The organism is Nocardia sp. (genome assembly GCF_025465275.1).
Lineage (GTDB): Bacteria > Actinomycetota > Actinomycetes > Mycobacteriales > Mycobacteriaceae > Nocardia.
On sequence record NZ_JAODNK010000049.1, the window covers coordinates 71297 to 88088 of the forward strand.

Sequence of the window (16792 nt, forward strand, 5' to 3'; positions counted from 1 at the left end):
ACGGAACTATTTGCCGCTCAATACTTTCCGGTCGGCCAGTGGGGCCTTGAGCTGGACTTCCAGGGTGCCGAAGACGGCGATCATGGTGCACATGCGGCCGACCGCGTCGGGGAGGGTGCCCGAGCGCAGGTTGACGGTGACGGTCTTGTCGGTCTCGTTGGTGGTGGCGTCCACGCCGTAGCACTCGGGGGAGCCGGTGGTGAAGTTGACCGCGATCTTGTTGTCCGCGACCCGGGTCCAGCTGTCGAACTGCAGGGCGTGCGGGTTCACAATGGTCGGATCGGCGGTGAAGGGGCGGCCCGGCTGGCCCTGCGGGGCTTCGGTGGGGTCTTGGACGGCCGAGGTCTCGGTGCTCGTTTTCGGCTGGTCGGCAGTCTTTCCGGTGTCTCCGCAGGCGGCCACGGTCACGCTCAGGAGTGCGGCCGTGGTGGTGGCGATCAGGGCGCGGCGGCCCCAGGTCCCGTACATGGCCACCACCCTAACGGTCCGACCGGTCGGGGCGGATATGTCCGCGTGGCGAACACCCAGCGACAGTGAGCCAAATTATCCGAGGACTCGGCGCGTAATCACCACGCGGACCGGGGGCGGACCAGTAACCTCGATACCAGATGTGCGAATGCACTTACGCGCCATCGACTTATCTAATGATCTCCCCTTCCGGAAAGGACACACCGTGGGCGACGCATTGAAGGTTGGCGAAGAACTCGGTCTCGGACAGTCGCTCAAGGGCGGCGCTTATTCCCTGACTCTGCAAGATGATGGCAACCTCGTGTTGTCGGACCCCAGCGGCAAGGTCGAGTGGGCCTCTGGCACCAACGGCAAGGGTGTCACCCGCGCCGCGCTGCAGGCCGACGGCAACTTCGTCCTGTACAAGGAAGACGGCGGCGCCGAGTGGTCCACCAGCACCGACGGCAAGGGCGTCGAGCGCCTCGTCGTCCAGCCGGACCGCAATGTTGTGCTGTACGGCTCTGACGGCAGCGGCGTCTGGTCGACCGGCACCAATACCGACAGCCCGATCCAGGCCGAGACCGAGACGGTCGCCGCCGCGATCGACGAGCCCGCGCCGGCTCCGGTCGAGGCTCCGCCGGCCGCGCAGACCTACACGGTCGAGCCGGGCGACACCCTGTGGGCCGTTGCCGAGCGCTTCTACGGCGACGGCAACCGCTACCAGGAGATCGCCAACGCCAGCGGTATCTCCAACCCCGACGCCATCGACGTCGGCCAGGTCCTGACCATCCCGTAAATCGCGGATGCGTCACACCAACTGAATGCGAGTCCCCGAGTGCGATGCACTCGGGGACTCGCTGATTCCGGGAGAAACAACTCTCGCCCCCGAACCCCGAACCCCGAACCTGCTGGGTCTCGCGCCCTGAAGTCCTCGGGGGCCTTGGCTTGCTTCCCGCATACAAGCGCCCCAGATGCGAAAGCATCTGGGGCGCTTCAATTTTCGTCCAGTGGACGGGCCGGTAGCTACCGGCTCGTGAACGGCAGCAATGCCATTTCGCGGGCGTTCTTCACCGCGATGGCGACCTGGCGCTGCTGCTGTGGGGTCAGGCCGGTCACGCGGCGGCTGCGGATCTTGCCGCGGTCGGAGATGAACGTGCGAAGCAGGTTCACGTCTTTGTAGTCGACGATTTCGATACCGGCCGCGATGAGGGGGTTCTTCTTGGGCTTGCGGCCCGCTTCGGCCCGGACCTTCTTCGACGGTGCTCGCTTCACTGCCATGTCAGCGGTTCCTTACTCACGAGATCTGTGGATGGTTACCAGCTCGATTTGTGTACACCGGGCAATTCCCCGCGGTGAGCCATCTCGCGTACGCGTATTCGTGAGAGGCCGAACTTCCGGAGATGACCACGGGGGCGACCGTCCGTGGCGTCCCGATTGCGCAATCGTACCGGACTGGCATCCCGCGGCTGCCGGGCCAGGGCGGCCTGTGCGGTGGCCCGATCCTCCGCTGAGCTGGTGGGTTTGCGGATGATCTCCTTCAGTTCCGCGCGCCGCTCGGCGTAGCGGGCGACAATCTCTTTGCGCTCTTCGTTTTTGGCGATCTTCGATTTCTTGGCCATGTCACCGGCCCTCGCGGAATTCGACGTGCTTACGGACGACGGGGTCGTACTTGCGCAGCGTCATGCGGTCCGGGTTGTTGCGCCGGTTCTTGCGGGTGACGTAGGTGTACCCGGTCCCCGCGGTGGATACGAGTTTGACGATCGGCCGGAGTTCGGTCGATTTCGATGCCATCGGTGTCTCCTCAGATCTTCTGGCCGCGAGCCCGCAGCCGGGCTACGACCGCCTCGATGCCGTCGCGGTCGATGGTTTTGATGCCCTTGGCGGAGACGTTGAGCGTGATGCGGCGGCCTTCGCTGGGCAGGTAGTAGGTCTTGCGCTGGATATTGGGGTCCCAGCGCCGGTTGGTCCGGGTGTGTGAGTGCGACACGGACTTGCCGAACCCCGGCTTGCGACCGGTGACCTGGCAGATGGCCGACATGGACGCCCCTTTCTGATGATGACAATCGTTTTCGACAACGGGTTTATTCCAATGTACGCTGGGCCCTCGGTAAATGAAAATCATTGTCGAAAGGGGTACCGGTGCCATCTCCCACACCCGTGCTGGTCATTGCGGGACTCCCCGGCCGGGCCACGGACGGCGTGCGGCATGCGGCCCGCCGGCTGGGCGCGGAGCCCGGCACCGTCGTGGTCCGTCACGATCTGACCGAACTGCGCGAAGGCGTGGTGCGCCGCACGGTGTGCCACAGCGGTCGTGAGGAGGTGACCGTGCTGGAGCTCGCACATGGCTGCGTCTCCTGCACGCTGCGCGCCGATCTGCTGCCCTACCTGTGCCTGCTCGCGCAGCGGGATTCGGTGCGGCGCATAGTGCTTGCGCTGGATCCGGCCTTCGAGGCCGAAGCCGTCTGCCAGGCCATTCGCGATGTGGTGGTCACCGGCGTGGCCGGCCGGGTCGACGGACCGGCCGCGCGCAATGTGCGTATCGAAGCCGTGCTCACCTGCCTGGACGCCCGCGACTGGCTCGCCGACGCCACCGGTGACGAAACCCTCGCCGAGCGCGGCCATGCCACCGTCGACGACGATCGCACCATGGCTCAGCTGGCGGTCGGCCAGGTCGAATTCGCCGATGCCCTACTGGGTTTCGACGGCGGTGCGGATCCGGGCGAGCGCCTGCGGACGGCCGCGGTACTGGCCCGCCTGGCGCCCGGCGCACCCATCGCCTGGCTGGATGAGCCCGCATCGCTCGGCGTGCACGCGCCCTCCGAAATGCTGCGTGCCGACGCGCTTTTCGGCCTGCTCGACCGGATCCCGTCGGATGCGCGCCGGGGCGCGGGCTTCGATCCACACACTTCCCTGCTGCGCGGCCAACCGCCGCTGGAGCCGGATTGCGGTGTGGCACTGCTGGAATTCGACACCGACCGCCCCTTCCATCCCGACCGCCTGCACTCGGCCATCGATGTGCTGCTGGACGGTGTGGTGAGCGCCCGCGGCCGCGTCTGGCTGGCCACCCAGCCCGACGATGTGGTGTGGCTGGAGTCGGCGGGCGGCGGCCTGCGGGTCGGCGGCGCCGGAAAGTGGCTGGCCGCCATGACTTCCGGGGAACGCGCCGAGGTCGATCCCGAACGCGATCTCATGGCCGCACTGCGCTGGAACGAGCATTTCGGCGACCGGCACACCTCGCTGGTGATCCTGGTCCACGAGGCCGATGCCGAGGAGATCCGCCATGCCCTGCACTGGGCACTGGTGGACGACGACGAACTGCGGCAGGTGCGTTTCGCGCCGGACCGCGTCGCCGGCTGGCCGGACCCGTTCGGGGAACAGCACGAGGAGCCTTGCGACACAACCCGATCCACGCCGGTGACCGGCGACGGCGGTTCCCGCCAGAACGAAAGGTGATGCGATGAAACAGGGAATCCACCCCGATTACCATCCGGTGGTCTTCGAGGACGCGAGTACCGGAAAGCGTTTCCTCACCCACTCGACCGCGACCTCCGACCGGTCGGTGGAATGGGAGGACGGCAATTCTTATCCGCACATGATCGTCGATGTGACTTCCGATTCGCATCCGTTCTGGACGGGTTCACAGCGAGCCCTCGATACGGCGGGCCGCGTGGAGAAGTTCGAACGCCGATACGGCAAACGCATACGCGGCGAAAGTAATTCGACCGCAGGACAGGAGAACTGATATGGCTGTTCCGAAGCGGCGGATGTCGCGTTCGAATACCCGTAGTCGCCGTGCACAATGGAAGGCCACTCCGCCCGATCTTGTTCCGGTCACGGTGGCCGGCGTAGTGCATCGCGTACCGCGCAAACTGGTGCGCGCGGTGCAGCGCGGATTGATCGATCTCGACAAGCTCTGAGTGGTCCCGCGCAGGGACAACGCGGAGGCGCCGGGTGTTCTCGCGAACATCCGGCGCCTCTGCGGCAGGGGTCAGCCTTCCTTGGCTGCCAGGTCCGCGAGGGTGGCGGCGAGCCGGAAGTACTTGTTCTTGGCCAGGTCGGCGATGGTCTTCACACCGAGGGCCTCGAGCAGTTGAACGTCGTGCTTCTCGGTGAGTCCGGCCAGCGCCGACGGCGGGGCCGCGAGGATCTCCGCGAGGGTCTTGCTTTCGTACGCCTTGTCGAGAGCTTTGTCGAGTACCACGTTGACGGCCACTTGAGCCTCCTTCGATAGAGCACGTTCGGACCCAGCCGACGATAGTGGGAATGTCGCTGCGCCACCATAGATCTGCTCATGTGTTGCGCGGGGGCAGCTTGCCTGCCTTTGTGCGGTGGGTCGAAAAAGTCTTCTCAAAGTTGTGAATTCGTGCTGTTGCGGCGGTATCCTCGTGGCCGAGGGCGGGTTCTTCTGACAACAGAAGAACCCGCTCATCGCCACTTTCCGGGGAGTTCACGCGCATTGCCTGCCGGAGAAATTCCGACAAATCAACCAATTCGGTTGTCCACTGTGGCAACAGGACTGGCCGCTGTGGTGGTTTGTCCGTTCTTGGGGCTTTCGCCCCATCCGGGCAGCGGCAGTGCCGGCAGCAGCTGTTCCAGTCGCGCCAGTTGATCCGCGACGGCCATGGCGGGCCCCTCGATGAGCGAGAGCGGGAAAGGCCAATGGCTACCGCCGGACAGCCGAACCACCTCACTGCTCAGCTCGTGGGTCGTCGCCTCCAGATCGCTGATCTCCGTGCGCAGTTCGTCGATCTTGGCGAGTGCGGCGGCCAGACCGTCCACCACGGTCTTGTGCCGGCCGGCCGGATCGTCACCGAGTTGCGGCCAGCCGGTCAGTCCGGGGCCGCGCAGCTGGGTTTGGATATCACGCAGTATTTGGTCCTGTTCGGGCGTCAAGTCCTGTTCCTCCGGTTCGAAGTCCCATTGGCCGAAATCCATGTGGTCGGTTTCGTTCACATCGCACTGCACGTCGGCGACCGTGACCTGCGCCCCGGTCTGCAGCAGCTGCGCACGTGGCTCCCGATTGCTGCCCGACCACGCCACCGTCTGCCAGGCCCAGGCCGCCGCCCCGGCGTCGAGTGCCCGGCTCACCGGCCAATACCCACCGTAGATACCGACATTCGCGGGCCCCAGCACGGTGGCGGCGCCCTGGAGATAGGCATTGATGGCGGCCTGCTGCGACGGCGAGGCGTCGAAGTCCGCGGAGAAGTAGATGGGCCGATCCGGCCGCCCGCCGCAGCGCAACACCACGGCCAGCCCGGCGCGCGCATCGGTGACACCCGCGCCGAAACCATCGAGCATGCGTGCGGCGGTGGTCTCCCAGTTGGCCACGATCGACACCTGGTTCGCGCGTAGATCGTCGGCCTCGGCGGGCATGAGCAGCTTGCCCGGCAGGGTGGGTCCGCCATCGGAGAGATAGCGGATGACGAAATCGAAACCGGCCGCCCGGATGGCGCTCGCGGGGGGCCGACCTGCGGCGTAATCCAGCCCGAAACGCATGACAGTCACTGTAATTCGCGGGACATGCCGTGGGTGCCGCATTCCCGAAGTCGGGGGTCATCGACCGGCCGAACTCTCTGAATTTGTCGAGACGGAGTGGTTGACTGGGTGCGGTTGTGTGAGCGGCGTCACGTCAGCCTTTTCGTTTGCACTTACAAATGTCTTTGCATTACTTCAGAAACGGAGATAACCGATGCCTGTTCGCAACGAGGCGTGGCCCCCGGGTACACCGTGCTGGGTCGACTGCCAGGTCGACGATCCGGCCAAGGCCGGTGAGTTCTACGCGGAACTGTTCGGCTGGGACGTACACGGCGGCGGGGAAGACACCGGGGGATATCTGATGGCCCTGCGGAAGGGGCAGGCCATCGCGGGCGTCGGCCCGAAACCCGAAGCGGGCGTGCCCTCGGTATGGACCACCTACTTCGCGGTCGAGGACGCCGATGCCAGTGCGGCGCGCGTCACCGCCGCGGGCGGGCGAATGCTGGTGCCGCCCTTCGACGTCATGGAATTCGGCCGCATGTTCGTCGCCGCCGACGTCTCCGGCGCACCCTTCGCGGTGTGGGAGGCGCAGGCGCACAATGGCGCGGCCGTGCACAACGAGCACGGAGCCTACGTCTGGAACGATCTGCACACCGGCGACTACGAGGCCGCGAAGACGTTCTACTCCAGTGTCTTCGGCTTCAGCGTCACCGAATTCGACGATGCGGCAATGCGTTACGGCACGCTGGTGCCGCCCGGGGCCGTCGCGCCGGTCGCCGGCATCAATGACGACACCGTCAACGGCGCCGCACCCGAGCAGCCGTACTGGCTCACCTGGTTCCAGTTCGACGGACTCGACGAGGGCTTGCGCCGCGCCGAGGAGCTGGGCGCGACCGTGCTTCTGCCCGCCCAGGACGGACCGTTCGGCCACATGGCGATTCTGGCCGCGCCGCAGGGAGAGTTGTTCGCACTGCTCGACCCGAACAAGACGGTGGGGGAGACGTCCGCTCCGGAGGGCTGAACCGCGCGGGGCCGCATACGCCTCGGGCCGGATCACCTCGTCGGAACGACGGCAGATGATCCGGCCCGAGAGACGGTAGTGGTCGGCGTCAGCGCGCGGACACCTTGGTGCGACCGCTCTTTCGTGACGAGACCGCCAGCGAGGCGCTGTGCGCCAGATCGATATCGGCCGTGATCGGCGCCTGCCGGGCTTCCCGCCGGTCCGGCGCGACGAGGATCGCGGTGATCGGAACGGCAAGCGACAGTGAGCCGATGATGAAGAACGGCACGAAGAAGTTGAAGAGGTCGTCACCCTTCGGCAGCGACGCGGTCGGATCCACGTGTACCTGCAATCCGGTGAGTCCGGCGTAGTGCATGCCGGTCACCAGAATGGCGTAGGCCAGCGACCCTGCCATGAGCACCGGCACCGACTTCGCCCACAGGCTGAACCACAGCAGCAGCGCCGACAGCAGTGCCGCGATCACGTACACCGCGACCACCGACACCAGGCTGCGGTCGGTGGTGCCCTGCACGCGCACCGCCGAAAGCAGCAGCAGGTGAACCGATCCCAGTCCGCCCGCCGTGACCAGCGAGGCGGCTGTCAGTCGCCACCAGTTCAGGACCTTGCCCGCGATCACCAGGCCCGCGAACACCGTCAAACCCGACAGCGCCGAGAACAGCGTGGTCAGCAGGCTGTCATAGCGGACTTGGCTGCCCTTCACGCTGAAGCCGAGCATCGATACGAACACCGGCATGGCCATGCCGACGCCGCCGATGGAACTGGCGGCCACGAACAGCCACAGCAACCGGAATCGGAGCGTGACCGATTTGGTGGACTGGCGAATACACGCCAGCCCACACGACGCACCGGCCACCGACACGATCAGTGCCAAGCCGATGACCCAGTAGCCCATTGAGAAATAGATCACCCGGAAACCCCTGCCTACCTACGTAATCTCCAGCTGCGAGCGTGAATGTCTAGCTGCGGCGCGCTGTTTCGCGCTGTGCGTTCATCAGCCGTTCGATCGCGTACTCGGTGACCGCCGCCAGTGTCCGCCGGACCTCACCCGCGTCCCGCGCGTCGATGTCGACAATCGGCACCCCCTCGCGCACGCTGAGGGCCTCTCGCAGTTCGGCGACCGGGAAGCGCGGCGCGTTCGGAAAGCGGTTCACCGCAATGAGGAACGGCAGCGACTTGGCCTCGAAGAAATCGACCGCGGCGAAGCTGTCCTCGATGCGACGGGTGTCGACCAGCACCACCGCGCCGATGGCGCCCTTGATGAGGTCGTCCCACATGAACCAGAACCGGCGCTGGCCGGGCGTGCCGAAGAGGTACAGCACCATATTGCCGGGCAGGATGATGCGCCCGAAATCCATGGCCACCGTGGTGGTTTCCTTGCCCGGCGTGGCAGCGAGGTCGTCGACCCCGTCCGACATGGCGGTCACCATGGCCTCGGTGCGCAGTGGCACGATCTCCGAGACCGCGCCGACGAAGGTGGTCTTGCCGGCGCCGAAGCCGCCCGCCACCACGATCTTGGTGGAGGCGACGGTCCGGAACTCCTCGCCCGGACGGGGCGGGTACTGCTGCTGCGCTACACCCGGATTCGCGAACTGCTGGCCGGGATACTGGGGCCCGCCGTTGGGGTACTGCGGCGCACCCCCGTTGTAGCTCCCGCCGTCAAAGGGCGCGGAGTCCATGCAGGGTCCTCTCCATCAAAGAGCGGCGCTCGTCGAAAGTCGCCTGATCGCTCAGAGTCGAATGCACGCGGAGGGTCCCGGCGACGACGAGATCACCGATCACCACCCGGACCATGCCCAGAGGTCGCTGCAGGTGCGCCGCGATCTCGGCGACCGACAGCCGGGCAGTGCCCAGCCGCAGGATCTCGGTGCGGATATCACCCGCGGGCCAGTCGAAATGAGCGGTGTAGGAAAGTGTTTCGACGACCGCCTCGAGCGGCAGATCAACTGCCGGCTCGGTGCGGCCGGAGGTCAACGCATAGGGCCGGACACGGCTGGTGGGCCGAGTGCCTCCGACTCCTCCGTTCGGAGTTGTCATCGGCGGCTCATCAGGCAGTTCGGGCAGTGGCCTGCACCACCGACCCGACCCGGTCGACCAGCAGCGCCATCTCGTAGCCGATTCGGCCGATGTCGTGCTGTTTATTGGCCAGCACCGCCAGGTGCGAGCCGTTGCCGACGGTCATGACGAGCAGGTAGCCGCGCTGCATTTCGACGATGGACTGCATGACCTTGCCACCGTCGAAAAGCTGTGCCGCACCGGCCGAGAGGCTGGCCAGACCGGCGGTGACCGCGGCGAGCTGTTCGCCCCGATCGGCCGGCAGATGCGGACTGGTCGCCTGCATAAGTCCGTCGGCCGAAACCAGGACCGCATGCGAGACACCGGGCACTTCGCGGGTGAAGCGGGTGACCAGCCAGTTCAGATTCTCATCGGTGGTGGTGCGCTGGGAGTCGGTCATGCATGCCCTCCGTCTGTGTACTGCGAGTCTGCGCGTCCAGAGCGAACGCCACTGAGGTGCCTCGTCAAGCTGTTACGGATCTCATCCGGATTGCGGGCGCCGGTCTCGTCCTCCTGCGCCACCGCGCCGGGCACCAACTGAGCTCCCGGCCGCCGGATCGGCAAACCGCCCTGTGTTGTGGAACTGGAGGTCGGATTGGCGGCTTCCGCGGCGGCGGCCCAGCCGGCATCCGAGGTCGACGACCATTCCGCACTATCGTCCTGGCCACCACCGGAGGCCGGTTCCACCAGCCACTCCGAGACCATGCGCTGATAGATCGGGCTCCCCGACATGACGGCGTCACCGGCCGGGCGCTGCGCGGGCTGCGGTTGCTGTTGCGGCTGCTGCTGTTGCGGCTGGGGCGCTTGCCCCCGCTGCGGGAGCGGGGCGGCCACGGGCTCATTGCCGAAACCGTGGCTGTTGCCGTTGCCGTTGCCGAAACTGTTCCCGAGGCCGTTCACAGTGGCGCCGTTGCCATTACCTGCCGTGTCGCGGTAGGTATCACCGCTGGTCAGCCCGTTTGCATTGGCCACGTTGCCATTCGGCTCGGTACCGGCCGGGCTGCCGCTGTCGTTCCCGAACGCGCTGTAACCGTTCGCGAAGTAGCTGCCCGTGTCCTCGTCGCCGGTGCTGCCGGCGTCGTAACCGTTCCCATTGCCGCCGTTGCCGTTACCGTCGTTGCCCACCGGTGCGGCCGGGCTCACGGGGGCAGCCGGCTCGGGCTGCTGTATCTCGTGCTGTCCGGTATCGCCCCAGAAGTCGACCGGCGGTTGCGTCTGCGGACCCACGACGCTGTAGGTCGCGGTGGGATCGCCGGCGCCCGCGAAGGCATCGACGAAATTGTCCGTATACGGCTTCTCGGCACCGAAACCGGTGATGACGGGCTGCTCGCCGGTATCGCCGGGCGTCTTGCGCTGCGGCAGTCCGGAGCTGGTGACCCCGAACCGGCCGGTGGTCACGACCTCCGGCGGATTCGGCACCGGCATCAGCCGCGGCGGTGCGATAACAGGCTGCGGTGCGGACGCCGGAGCTTGCGGCAGCGTCGAGACCGTGGCGCCCGGAGCCACCGCCCCGGGCGCCACGGGCAGTGCCGCGGTGACCGGGAACTGACCGGTATTGCCGGTATCGCCGCCACGTTCCGGCGCGGGCGAGACCAGGGTGCCCGGCAGATGCACGCTGGCGGTGATGCCCGGCTGCTGCACCATGGCCGAGGTGCGGCGCAGGCTCACGGTGATGTTGTGCCGCTTGGCGAGCCGGCCGACGACGAACAGACCCATGCGGCGGGCGGTCTCGACATTGACCTCACCACCGGAGGCGAGCCGGTCGTTGATGGACTGCAGGTCTTCGGCATTCATGCCGAGGCCCCGGTCGGTGATCTCGATGAGGTAGCCCCCGTCCACGGCGCGCGCCACGGACACCGCCACCGGAGTGGACGGCGGGGAGTAGCGCAGTGCGTTGTCGATCAACTCGGCCAGCAGGTGTTCGATATCGACGGCCGGTTCACCGGCGACGATGCCGTCGGGCACGGTGCCGATCTCCGCGCGCTGGTAGTCCTCGACCTGCGAGACCGAGGACCACAGCATGTCGGAAAGCGGCACCGGTGTGAGATGTCCACGGCGCAGCGCGGTTCCGGCCAGCACCAGCAGGTTGTCGCCGTTGCGGCGCATGCGGGTGGCGAGGTGATCGAGGCGGAACAGGCTCTGCAGGCGCTCGGAGTCGTCCTCGTCGCGCTCCAGCTCCTCGATCAGCGTCAGCTGCTGTTCGACGAGCGATTGGCTACGGCGGGACAGGGTCTCGAACATATTGCCGATCTGCAGTCGCAGCCGGGCCTGTTCGGCGGCGAGGTGCAGCGCCTGGGTGTGGATATCGTCGACGGCGCGGGCCAGCTGCCCGATCTCCTCGGTGGTGTGCACGTCGACCGGAGTGATCTCGGGGGTGGCGCCGCCATTGCGCACCACTTCGAGTTCCTGCGGCAGGTCGATGTGCGCGACCTGGAGGGCATCCCGGCGCAGGCGCCGGACCGGCACGACCAGTGAGCGCGCCACCACCAGGGCGAGCGCCAGACCGGCCAGCAGCATGCCGATAACGATGGAGGTATCGCGCAGCACCGTATTGCGGGCATCGGTGCTGAGCTGAGCGAGCTTGGCGTCCAGCGCGATTCCGATATCGGCCATAACCGAGTGGTAGCCGTTGAGGCTGGCATTGACCGCGTCGCTCATGGCCGGGACCGCGGACGGATCAGGCACGCCCTGAGCCAGGATGCCGATACGGACGTTCGCGGCGTCCCGGAGTCCGCCGTCGCCCTGCGCCGCATCCGGGTACAAGCTGTGATAGACCTCGAGCAGGGTGATCTCGGCGCCGATCGAGGTGAGCAGCCGGACCTTCAGAGCCTGATTGGTCGCGATCCCCGGGGTGGCCAGCATGGTGCGTTCCTGGGTGAGCAGGCGCCCGGCGGTCATCAGGGTGCCCTGCTGCAGGAACAGCTGCTGCACACGCAGATCCGAGACCGACTGCGAGGTCGAGAGCGCGGACTGGATCTTCTGCGAGACCGCCTCCGACTGGTCGGCCACCGCCTGCGCGGAGCCGCTGTGCCGGTTGTTGCGCATGGTCTTGGCCATGGTCATGGCCTGTTCCAGCTGCTGCACGATGGTGGCGTCCACCTTGGAGGCGCGTAGCAGCATATCGAGGTCCGCGGCGGCCTGATCGAACTTTCCGGCGGCGGCGTCGATGACAGGATCAGCGTCCGGGTTGCCCCAGCCGTCGATCGTCTGCACGGCGAGTTCCTGTGTTGCGGACTCGAATTTGATTGTTGGGCCCATTACGGCGGCCTGTTCCGTACCGGCGCTCAGGTTGTTGATCGTTTGCAGCTCGGAGTTGATGCGCAAGACCGCGAAGGTCGAGGCGAGCAACACCGGGAGCACCAGAACGATGCCGACCTTGCGTGTGACGGGCCAGTTGGACAGGCTGAATTGCCAGGACCGGGGTGTCGCTTCCATCCCGCTGCCGTCGCCTCCGCTTTTCACGAGTGACCCCCAGGTCGTATGCGGTTGTGCGGCGTAGGGCAGAACCCCGCGCGGAACCAACTAGAGGTCTTCTTTTCCGGCCTGCAACATACCGCGCGGGCTGTGTAACGGCAATTCGAGCAACTCGCTGTACACGACTCCGAATACAGCCGCGCGCAACGTTTTTCGAATACCGAAAGCCGGCCTCGTACCCCGCGTTCATCGGAGCCCCGTGAAACTCGCTGGTCACCGCCGGATCCTGTCCGGCGTGTCGAAGGGGCCCTTCTCAGTCACCTCTCAGTCGCTGTGGGCAGACTGGAGGCCATGCGGATTTTGGTAGTCGACGACGACCGCGCGGTCCGGGAGTCGCTGCGTCGCTCGCTGACCTTCAACGGCTACACCGTCGAGCTCGCGGTCGACGGTGTGGACGCACTCGAGAAGACCACCAGCTCGCGACCCGATGCTCTGGTACTCGACGTGATGATGCCCCGCATGGACGGGCTCGAGGTGTGCCGCCGGCTCCGCAGCACCGGCGATGATCTGCCGATTCTGGTACTCACGGCACGGGATTCGGTCTCCGAGCGGGTAGCCGGACTCGATGCCGGCGCCGACGACTATCTGCCCAAGCCGTTCGCCCTGGAAGAGCTGCTGGCCCGGCTGCGGGCGCTGCTGCGCCGCACCACCGTCGACCAGATGGAGGGGTCGGAGGCCATGCAGTTCGCCGACCTGTCGCTGGATCCGGTCACCCGCGAGGTGCTGCGCGGCGAACGGTCGATCAGCCTGACCCGCACCGAATTCTCGCTGCTGGAAATGCTGATGGCCAATCCGCGCCGGGTGCTCACCCGCAGCCGCATTCTCGAAGAGGTCTGGGGCTACGACTTTCCGACCTCCGGCAATGCGCTGGAGGTGTACATCGGGTATCTGCGCCGCAAAACCGAAGCCGAGGGTGAGCCGCGACTCATTCACACCGTGCGCGGCGTCGGGTACGTGCTGCGCGAGACCCCGCCGTAGGGGCCGGGTTAGTGGGCAGAAGTATTCCGCGGCGGCCGCTGGTCGCCGGACTCGGCAATTCGCCGGAACCCGATATGCGCCCGCCGATGCCGTTGACACGTTCGGTATCGCTGCGCTGGCGGGTGACGCTGCTGGCCGCCTCCGTGGTGGCCGTCGCCGTCGCCTTCACCTCCATTGCCGCCTATGCGATGGTGGCGCGCTCGCTGTACGCGGATGTGGATTCGCAACTGCGCGCACGGGCTTCGCTGATGATCGACAACAACTTCGATTCGCTCGGCTTCCAGTCGATCGTGCTGGCCGGGCTGTACTCGAATGATGTCGGTGTGGCGCTGATCTTCCCGGACCTGTCCCCGTATGTGCCGCCGCAGACCACGAATCCGCCGGTGGGCAAACAGGAATTGGCAGTGGCACGCGGGGAGATCGGCTTCTCGCTGCGCACCGTCGACAATCAGCGAGTACTGGCGCGGCGCACGCATTCCGGTTCCACCCTGGTGGTTTCGCAGCGACTGCAGCCCACTCGGGAGGTGCTGGATCGGCTGGCGTGGTTGCTGTTCGTGGTCGGCGGTTGCGGGGTCATGCTCGCCGCGGCCGCGGGAACAGCGGTGGGCCGCACGGGTTTGCGGCCTATCGCCCGGCTGACCGCAGCCACCGAACGAGTGGCCCGCACCGATGACCTGACTCCTATTCCGGTGACCGGTGATGATGAACTCGCCAGGCTCACTGAGAGTTTCAACACGATGTTGCGCGCGCTGACCGAATCTCGTGAGCGGCAGCGGCGTTTGGTGGCCGATGCCGGTCATGAGCTGAAGACGCCATTGACGTCTTTGCGCACGAATATGGAGTTGTTGATCGCTTCGTCGCGTCCGGGTGCGCCGAGTATTCCGGATGAGGACATGGTCGAGTTGCGTTCGGATGTGATGGCGCAGATCGAGGAGTTGTCCACGCTGGTGGGCGATCTGGTGGACCTGGCGCGCGAGGACGCCCCCGATCTCGTCTACGAGCAGGTCGATATCGGCGAAGTGGCCGAGCGCTCACTGGAACGGGCGCGGCGCCGGCGCAGCGGCGTCGAATTCGATGCCCAGCTGCTGCCCTGGTTCGTCTTCGGCCACGAGGCCGGGCTCGAGCGTGCCATCCTCAATGTGCTCGACAATGCCGCCAAATGGAGTCCGGCGGGCGGCACGGTGCGAGTCACCATGCGCGAGGCCGGGCGCGGACTGCTGGAGCTGGCCGTCGACGATGCCGGACCCGGCATTCCGCCGGCCGAGCGCGAGCTGGTGTTCGAACGCTTCTATCGGACCATGACCTCGCGCTCCATGCCCGGCTCCGGCCTGGGCCTGGCCATCGTGAAGCAGGTGGTGACCAAGCACGGCGGCACCATCAGCATCGATACTTCCGACCGCGGGGGCGCTTTGATCCGTATCGTGCTGCCTGGAGAAGGCACACCCTTCGCGGTCCCCGAGACCTGATTTCCGGAAAGCCTCCGGAAAAAACCAGCACGGTCTCAGTCCGCTCTCAGTCGTCACCGCCACTCTTGGCTACGAGACTCGAGGAGAAACGAGAAACATGACCGAGGATTCGAAGCGGGGCACCGAACCAGGCGCCTCCTCTGCGCAGCCCGACCACCGCGATGTGCAGCCCGACCCCCGCGATGCCGACCGGTCGTTCGTCGACCCGTCCGCCTCTCCCGCGTCCCCGGCTCATGGTGGCTCCGACTCCGGCACGTCCGCACCGTCCGCCGAATCGGCCACGCCGCTCGCCGCTCCCGCCGAGGGCGCCTCCGCAGAGCCTGCCGCGGCCCCCAGCGCACCGGCACAGCCCTATCAGGATTCGGCCTGGGCCCGCGGCGGCCAGAGCTCCGGTGCGCCCTACCCGGGCTACCAGGCGGGCCAATCCGCTCCCGGCTTCGGCGGCCCGAGCGGTTCCGGCTACGGACCCGGCCCGTCCGCACCCCAGGGCTACCCCGCCCCGGGCTTCGGCGGCCAGCCCTACGGCGCGGCTCCGGCCGGCTACGGCGGCGTGGATCCCTCGGGAGTGCATGCCACAGAACAGTTTCCGGCCTCCGGCACCGAACAGCTTCCGGTAGGCGCCTACGGACAGCCGTACGGTCCTGCCGGGTATGCGCAGGGCGGGCATCCGCCCACCGAGCCGATCTTCGGCGGCCCGATCGGCCCGGGTGGGCCGCCCAACGGTCCCGGCGCCGGATACCCCGGTGCACCCGGTGCGCCCGCACCCAAGCGGCCCTTCCGGACCGGCCTGGTGGTGGGCGCGGTGGCGCTGGCGCTGCTGAGCGGTGGCATCGGCGGGGCGGTCGGCTCGCTGGCCACTCGCGACAACAACGGCAACTCGCTGACCAATGCCCTGGACGGCCCGCAGCCGAAGGTGAACACGGTGGCCAATGCGCCCGCCGGTTCGGTACAGGCCGTCGCGCAGAAGGTGCTGCCGAGCGTCGTCATGATCAAGGTGGCCAGCAGTAAGGCCGAGGGGGAGGGGTCCGGCGTGATCCTGTCCACCGACGGCCTGATCCTGACCAACAATCACGTCGTCAGCGGTGCGGGGCCGAACGCGCAGATGCAGGTGGCCTTCAGCGACGGCAGCCTGGTCACCGCGAAACTGGTGGGCGCGGATCCGGTCTCGGATCTGGCGGTCGTCAAGGTCGACGGTAAGCAGGGCCTGACCCCCGTCGAACTCGGTGCGTCGGCGAGCCTGCAGGTCGGCCAGTCGGTAGTGGCGGTCGGTTCACCGCTCGGACTGGCGGGCACGGTGACCACGGGCATCGTCTCCTCGCTCAACCGGCCGGTATCGACCAGTGGTGAGCCGGGTTCGCAGGGCACGGTCATCGACGCCATTCAGACCGACGCCGCCATCAACCCGGGCAACTCCGGTGGTGCGCTGGTTGATATGAACGGCAAGCTGATCGGCATCAATACCGCCATCGCCACCCTCGGGACGTCGGAGGCCGCGGGTGCACAGAGCGGGTCCATCGGTCTCGGGTTCGCCATTCCGGTCGATACCGCGCGCCGGGTGGCCGATGAGCTGATCAAGAACGGCAAGGCCACCTACGCACAGATCGGTGTGAAGGTCCGCGCGCAGGACGACGCCAACGGGGCTCGCGTCCTCGAGGTGACCGCGGACGGTCCGGCCGCCAAGGCCGGTGTCCCCAACAATGTGATCGTCACGAAACTCGATGACCAGGTTATCGATTCGGGCAATGCACTGATCGCCGCGGTGCGCTCGCACCGGCCGGGCGACAAGGTCAAACTGACCTTCACCGATGATCAGGGCAAGAATGCCAAGACCGTCGATGTAACCCTCGGAGAGGCGGCATCCTGATGCAGCACGAGACCG

General features: G+C 66.8%; 20 protein-coding genes. 8 read left to right on the forward strand and 12 right to left on the reverse strand.

The annotated features are described in order from the left end of the window. Positions 1-6 precede the first annotated feature (6 nt). Positions 7-468 carry a hypothetical protein gene (locus tag JWN03_RS10780; protein ID WP_297613391.1) on the reverse strand — a complete coding sequence of 154 codons (462 nt, stop codon included), beginning with the start codon at positions 466-468 and terminating at the stop codon, positions 7-9. 205 nt (positions 469-673) lie between these two features. On the opposite strand from JWN03_RS10780, the gene JWN03_RS10785 reads away from it, so the two are divergent. Further along, entirely contained in the window at positions 674-1243 is a 570-nt protein-coding gene (locus tag JWN03_RS10785) for a LysM peptidoglycan-binding domain-containing protein (protein WP_297613393.1), read from the forward strand. Positions 1244-1470: 227 nt separating this feature from the next. Here JWN03_RS10785 and rpsR read toward each other — a convergent pair whose 3' ends face one another. From rpsR to rpmB, 4 genes are read right to left on the reverse strand one after another with little or no spacing between them, the layout of a single operon-like run. After that, the gene (gene rpsR, locus JWN03_RS10790) at positions 1471-1725 is read right to left on the reverse strand and encodes a 30S ribosomal protein S18 (protein ID WP_297613395.1); all 255 of its coding nucleotides are present in this window, start codon (positions 1723-1725) and stop codon (positions 1471-1473) included. 35 nt (positions 1726-1760) lie between these two features. Next, complete coding sequence (gene rpsN / locus JWN03_RS10795) at positions 1761-2066, reverse strand: 30S ribosomal protein S14 (RefSeq protein ID WP_297613397.1); 306 nt, start codon at positions 2064-2066, stop codon at positions 1761-1763. A 1-nt stretch (position 2067) separates the two neighbouring features. Next, positions 2068-2238, reverse strand: a complete 171-nt coding sequence (gene rpmG, locus JWN03_RS10800) for a 50S ribosomal protein L33 (protein ID WP_297613398.1) — start codon at positions 2236-2238, stop codon at positions 2068-2070. Between the two features lie 10 nt (positions 2239-2248). Next, positions 2249-2485, reverse strand: coding sequence for a 50S ribosomal protein L28 (gene rpmB / locus JWN03_RS10805; RefSeq protein ID WP_297613400.1), 237 nt, complete (start codon positions 2483-2485; stop codon positions 2249-2251). 101 nt (positions 2486-2586) lie between these two features. On the opposite strand from rpmB, the gene mrf reads away from it, so the two are divergent. Genes mrf through rpmF form a run of 3 tightly spaced genes read left to right on the forward strand, consistent with a single transcriptional unit; the run spans position 2587 to position 4364 of the window. Then, a complete protein-coding gene (gene mrf, locus JWN03_RS10810) occupies positions 2587-3900 on the forward strand; it encodes a ribosome hibernation factor-recruiting GTPase MRF (protein WP_441342965.1) in 1314 nt (437 codons plus the stop codon). A 4-nt stretch (positions 3901-3904) separates the two neighbouring features. After that, the gene (locus JWN03_RS10815) at positions 3905-4189 is read left to right on the forward strand and encodes a type B 50S ribosomal protein L31 (RefSeq protein ID WP_297613402.1); all 285 of its coding nucleotides are present in this window, start codon (positions 3905-3907) and stop codon (positions 4187-4189) included. 1 nt (position 4190) lies between these two features. Then, positions 4191-4364, forward strand: coding sequence for a 50S ribosomal protein L32 (rpmF, locus tag JWN03_RS10820; protein ID WP_297613404.1), 174 nt, complete (start codon positions 4191-4193; stop codon positions 4362-4364). Positions 4365-4435: 71 nt separating this feature from the next. Here the strand turns inward: rpmF and JWN03_RS10825 are convergent, their stop codons facing one another. Further along, on the reverse strand, positions 4436-4660 hold the full coding sequence (locus JWN03_RS10825; RefSeq protein ID WP_297613406.1) for a hypothetical protein: 225 nt from the start codon (positions 4658-4660) through the stop codon (positions 4436-4438). 269 nt (positions 4661-4929) lie between these two features. Further along, positions 4930-5943, reverse strand: a complete 1014-nt coding sequence (locus tag JWN03_RS10830; RefSeq protein ID WP_297613408.1) for a DUF1906 domain-containing protein — start codon at positions 5941-5943, stop codon at positions 4930-4932. A 193-nt stretch (positions 5944-6136) separates the two neighbouring features. Between JWN03_RS10830 and JWN03_RS10835 the strand changes: the two genes are divergently transcribed. Next, a complete protein-coding gene (locus tag JWN03_RS10835) occupies positions 6137-6943 on the forward strand; it encodes a VOC family protein (RefSeq protein WP_297613410.1) in 807 nt (268 codons plus the stop codon). Between the two features lie 88 nt (positions 6944-7031). On the opposite strand, the gene JWN03_RS10840 is transcribed toward JWN03_RS10835, so the two are convergent. Genes JWN03_RS10840 through JWN03_RS10860 form a run of 5 tightly spaced genes read right to left on the reverse strand, consistent with a single transcriptional unit; the run spans position 7032 to position 12430 of the window. After that, positions 7032-7850, reverse strand: coding sequence for a hypothetical protein (locus JWN03_RS10840; protein WP_297613412.1), 819 nt, complete (start codon positions 7848-7850; stop codon positions 7032-7034). Positions 7851-7899: 49 nt separating this feature from the next. Beyond that, positions 7900-8619, reverse strand: coding sequence for a GTP-binding protein (locus tag JWN03_RS10845; RefSeq protein WP_366914384.1), 720 nt, complete (start codon positions 8617-8619; stop codon positions 7900-7902). Continuing rightward, complete coding sequence (locus tag JWN03_RS10850; RefSeq protein ID WP_297613414.1) at positions 8600-8977, reverse strand: DUF742 domain-containing protein; 378 nt, start codon at positions 8975-8977, stop codon at positions 8600-8602. Before JWN03_RS10850 ends, JWN03_RS10845 begins: the two co-directional genes overlap by 20 nt. Before the next feature lie 10 nt (positions 8978-8987). Beyond that, positions 8988-9395, reverse strand: coding sequence for a roadblock/LC7 domain-containing protein (locus JWN03_RS10855; protein WP_297613417.1), 408 nt, complete (start codon positions 9393-9395; stop codon positions 8988-8990). Further along, positions 9392-12430: an ATP-binding protein gene (locus tag JWN03_RS10860; RefSeq protein WP_297613419.1), complete on the reverse strand. Its 3039-nt coding sequence runs from the start codon at positions 12428-12430 to the stop codon at positions 9392-9394. The genes JWN03_RS10855 and JWN03_RS10860 overlap by 4 nt, the downstream gene beginning before the upstream one ends. A 330-nt stretch (positions 12431-12760) precedes the next feature. Between JWN03_RS10860 and JWN03_RS10865 the strand changes: the two genes are divergently transcribed. The 3 genes from JWN03_RS10865 (at position 12761) to JWN03_RS10875 (ending at position 16777) form a co-directional block, all read left to right on the forward strand. After that, positions 12761-13447, forward strand: coding sequence for a response regulator transcription factor (locus tag JWN03_RS10865; protein ID WP_297613421.1), 687 nt, complete (start codon positions 12761-12763; stop codon positions 13445-13447). 74 nt (positions 13448-13521) lie between these two features. Then, positions 13522-14913, forward strand: coding sequence for a HAMP domain-containing sensor histidine kinase (locus JWN03_RS10870; RefSeq protein ID WP_297613536.1), 1392 nt, complete (start codon positions 13522-13524; stop codon positions 14911-14913). 550 nt (positions 14914-15463) lie between these two features. Then, the gene (locus JWN03_RS10875; RefSeq protein ID WP_441342967.1) at positions 15464-16777 is read left to right on the forward strand and encodes a S1C family serine protease; all 1314 of its coding nucleotides are present in this window, start codon (positions 15464-15466) and stop codon (positions 16775-16777) included. The last annotated feature ends 15 nt before the right edge of the window (positions 16778-16792 follow it).

Bases quoted from the DNA above. Each gene is read 5' to 3' on its own strand.
- JWN03_RS10850 (WP_297613414.1), bottom strand. From the start codon at position 8,977: ATGACAACTCCGAACGGAGGAGTCGGAGGCACTCGGCCCACCAGCCGT.
- JWN03_RS10830 (WP_297613408.1), bottom strand. From the start codon at position 5,943: ATGCGTTTCGGGCTGGATTACGCCGCAGGTCGGCCCCCCGCGAGCGCC.
- rpsN (WP_297613397.1), bottom strand. From the start codon at position 2,066: ATGGCCAAGAAATCGAAGATCGCCAAAAACGAAGAGCGCAAAGAGATT.
- JWN03_RS10865 (WP_297613421.1), top strand. From the start codon at position 12,761: ATGCGGATTTTGGTAGTCGACGACGACCGCGCGGTCCGGGAGTCGCTG.
- rpmG (WP_297613398.1), bottom strand. From the start codon at position 2,238: ATGGCATCGAAATCGACCGAACTCCGGCCGATCGTCAAACTCGTATCC.
- rpmF (WP_297613404.1), top strand. From the start codon at position 4,191: ATGGCTGTTCCGAAGCGGCGGATGTCGCGTTCGAATACCCGTAGTCGC.
- rpmB (WP_297613400.1), bottom strand. From the start codon at position 2,485: ATGTCGGCCATCTGCCAGGTCACCGGTCGCAAGCCGGGGTTCGGCAAG.
- JWN03_RS10860 (WP_297613419.1), bottom strand. From the start codon at position 12,430: ATGGAAGCGACACCCCGGTCCTGGCAATTCAGCCTGTCCAACTGGCCC.
- rpsR (WP_297613395.1), bottom strand. From the start codon at position 1,725: ATGGCAGTGAAGCGAGCACCGTCGAAGAAGGTCCGGGCCGAAGCGGGC.
- JWN03_RS10780 (WP_297613391.1), bottom strand. From the start codon at position 468: ATGTACGGGACCTGGGGCCGCCGCGCCCTGATCGCCACCACCACGGCC.
- JWN03_RS10845 (WP_366914384.1), bottom strand. From the start codon at position 8,619: ATGGACTCCGCGCCCTTTGACGGCGGGAGCTACAACGGGGGTGCGCCG.
- JWN03_RS10815 (WP_297613402.1), top strand. From the start codon at position 3,905: ATGAAACAGGGAATCCACCCCGATTACCATCCGGTGGTCTTCGAGGAC.
- JWN03_RS10835 (WP_297613410.1), top strand. From the start codon at position 6,137: ATGCCTGTTCGCAACGAGGCGTGGCCCCCGGGTACACCGTGCTGGGTC.
- JWN03_RS10870 (WP_297613536.1), top strand. From the start codon at position 13,522: ATGCGCCCGCCGATGCCGTTGACACGTTCGGTATCGCTGCGCTGGCGG.
- JWN03_RS10855 (WP_297613417.1), bottom strand. From the start codon at position 9,395: ATGACCGACTCCCAGCGCACCACCACCGATGAGAATCTGAACTGGCTG.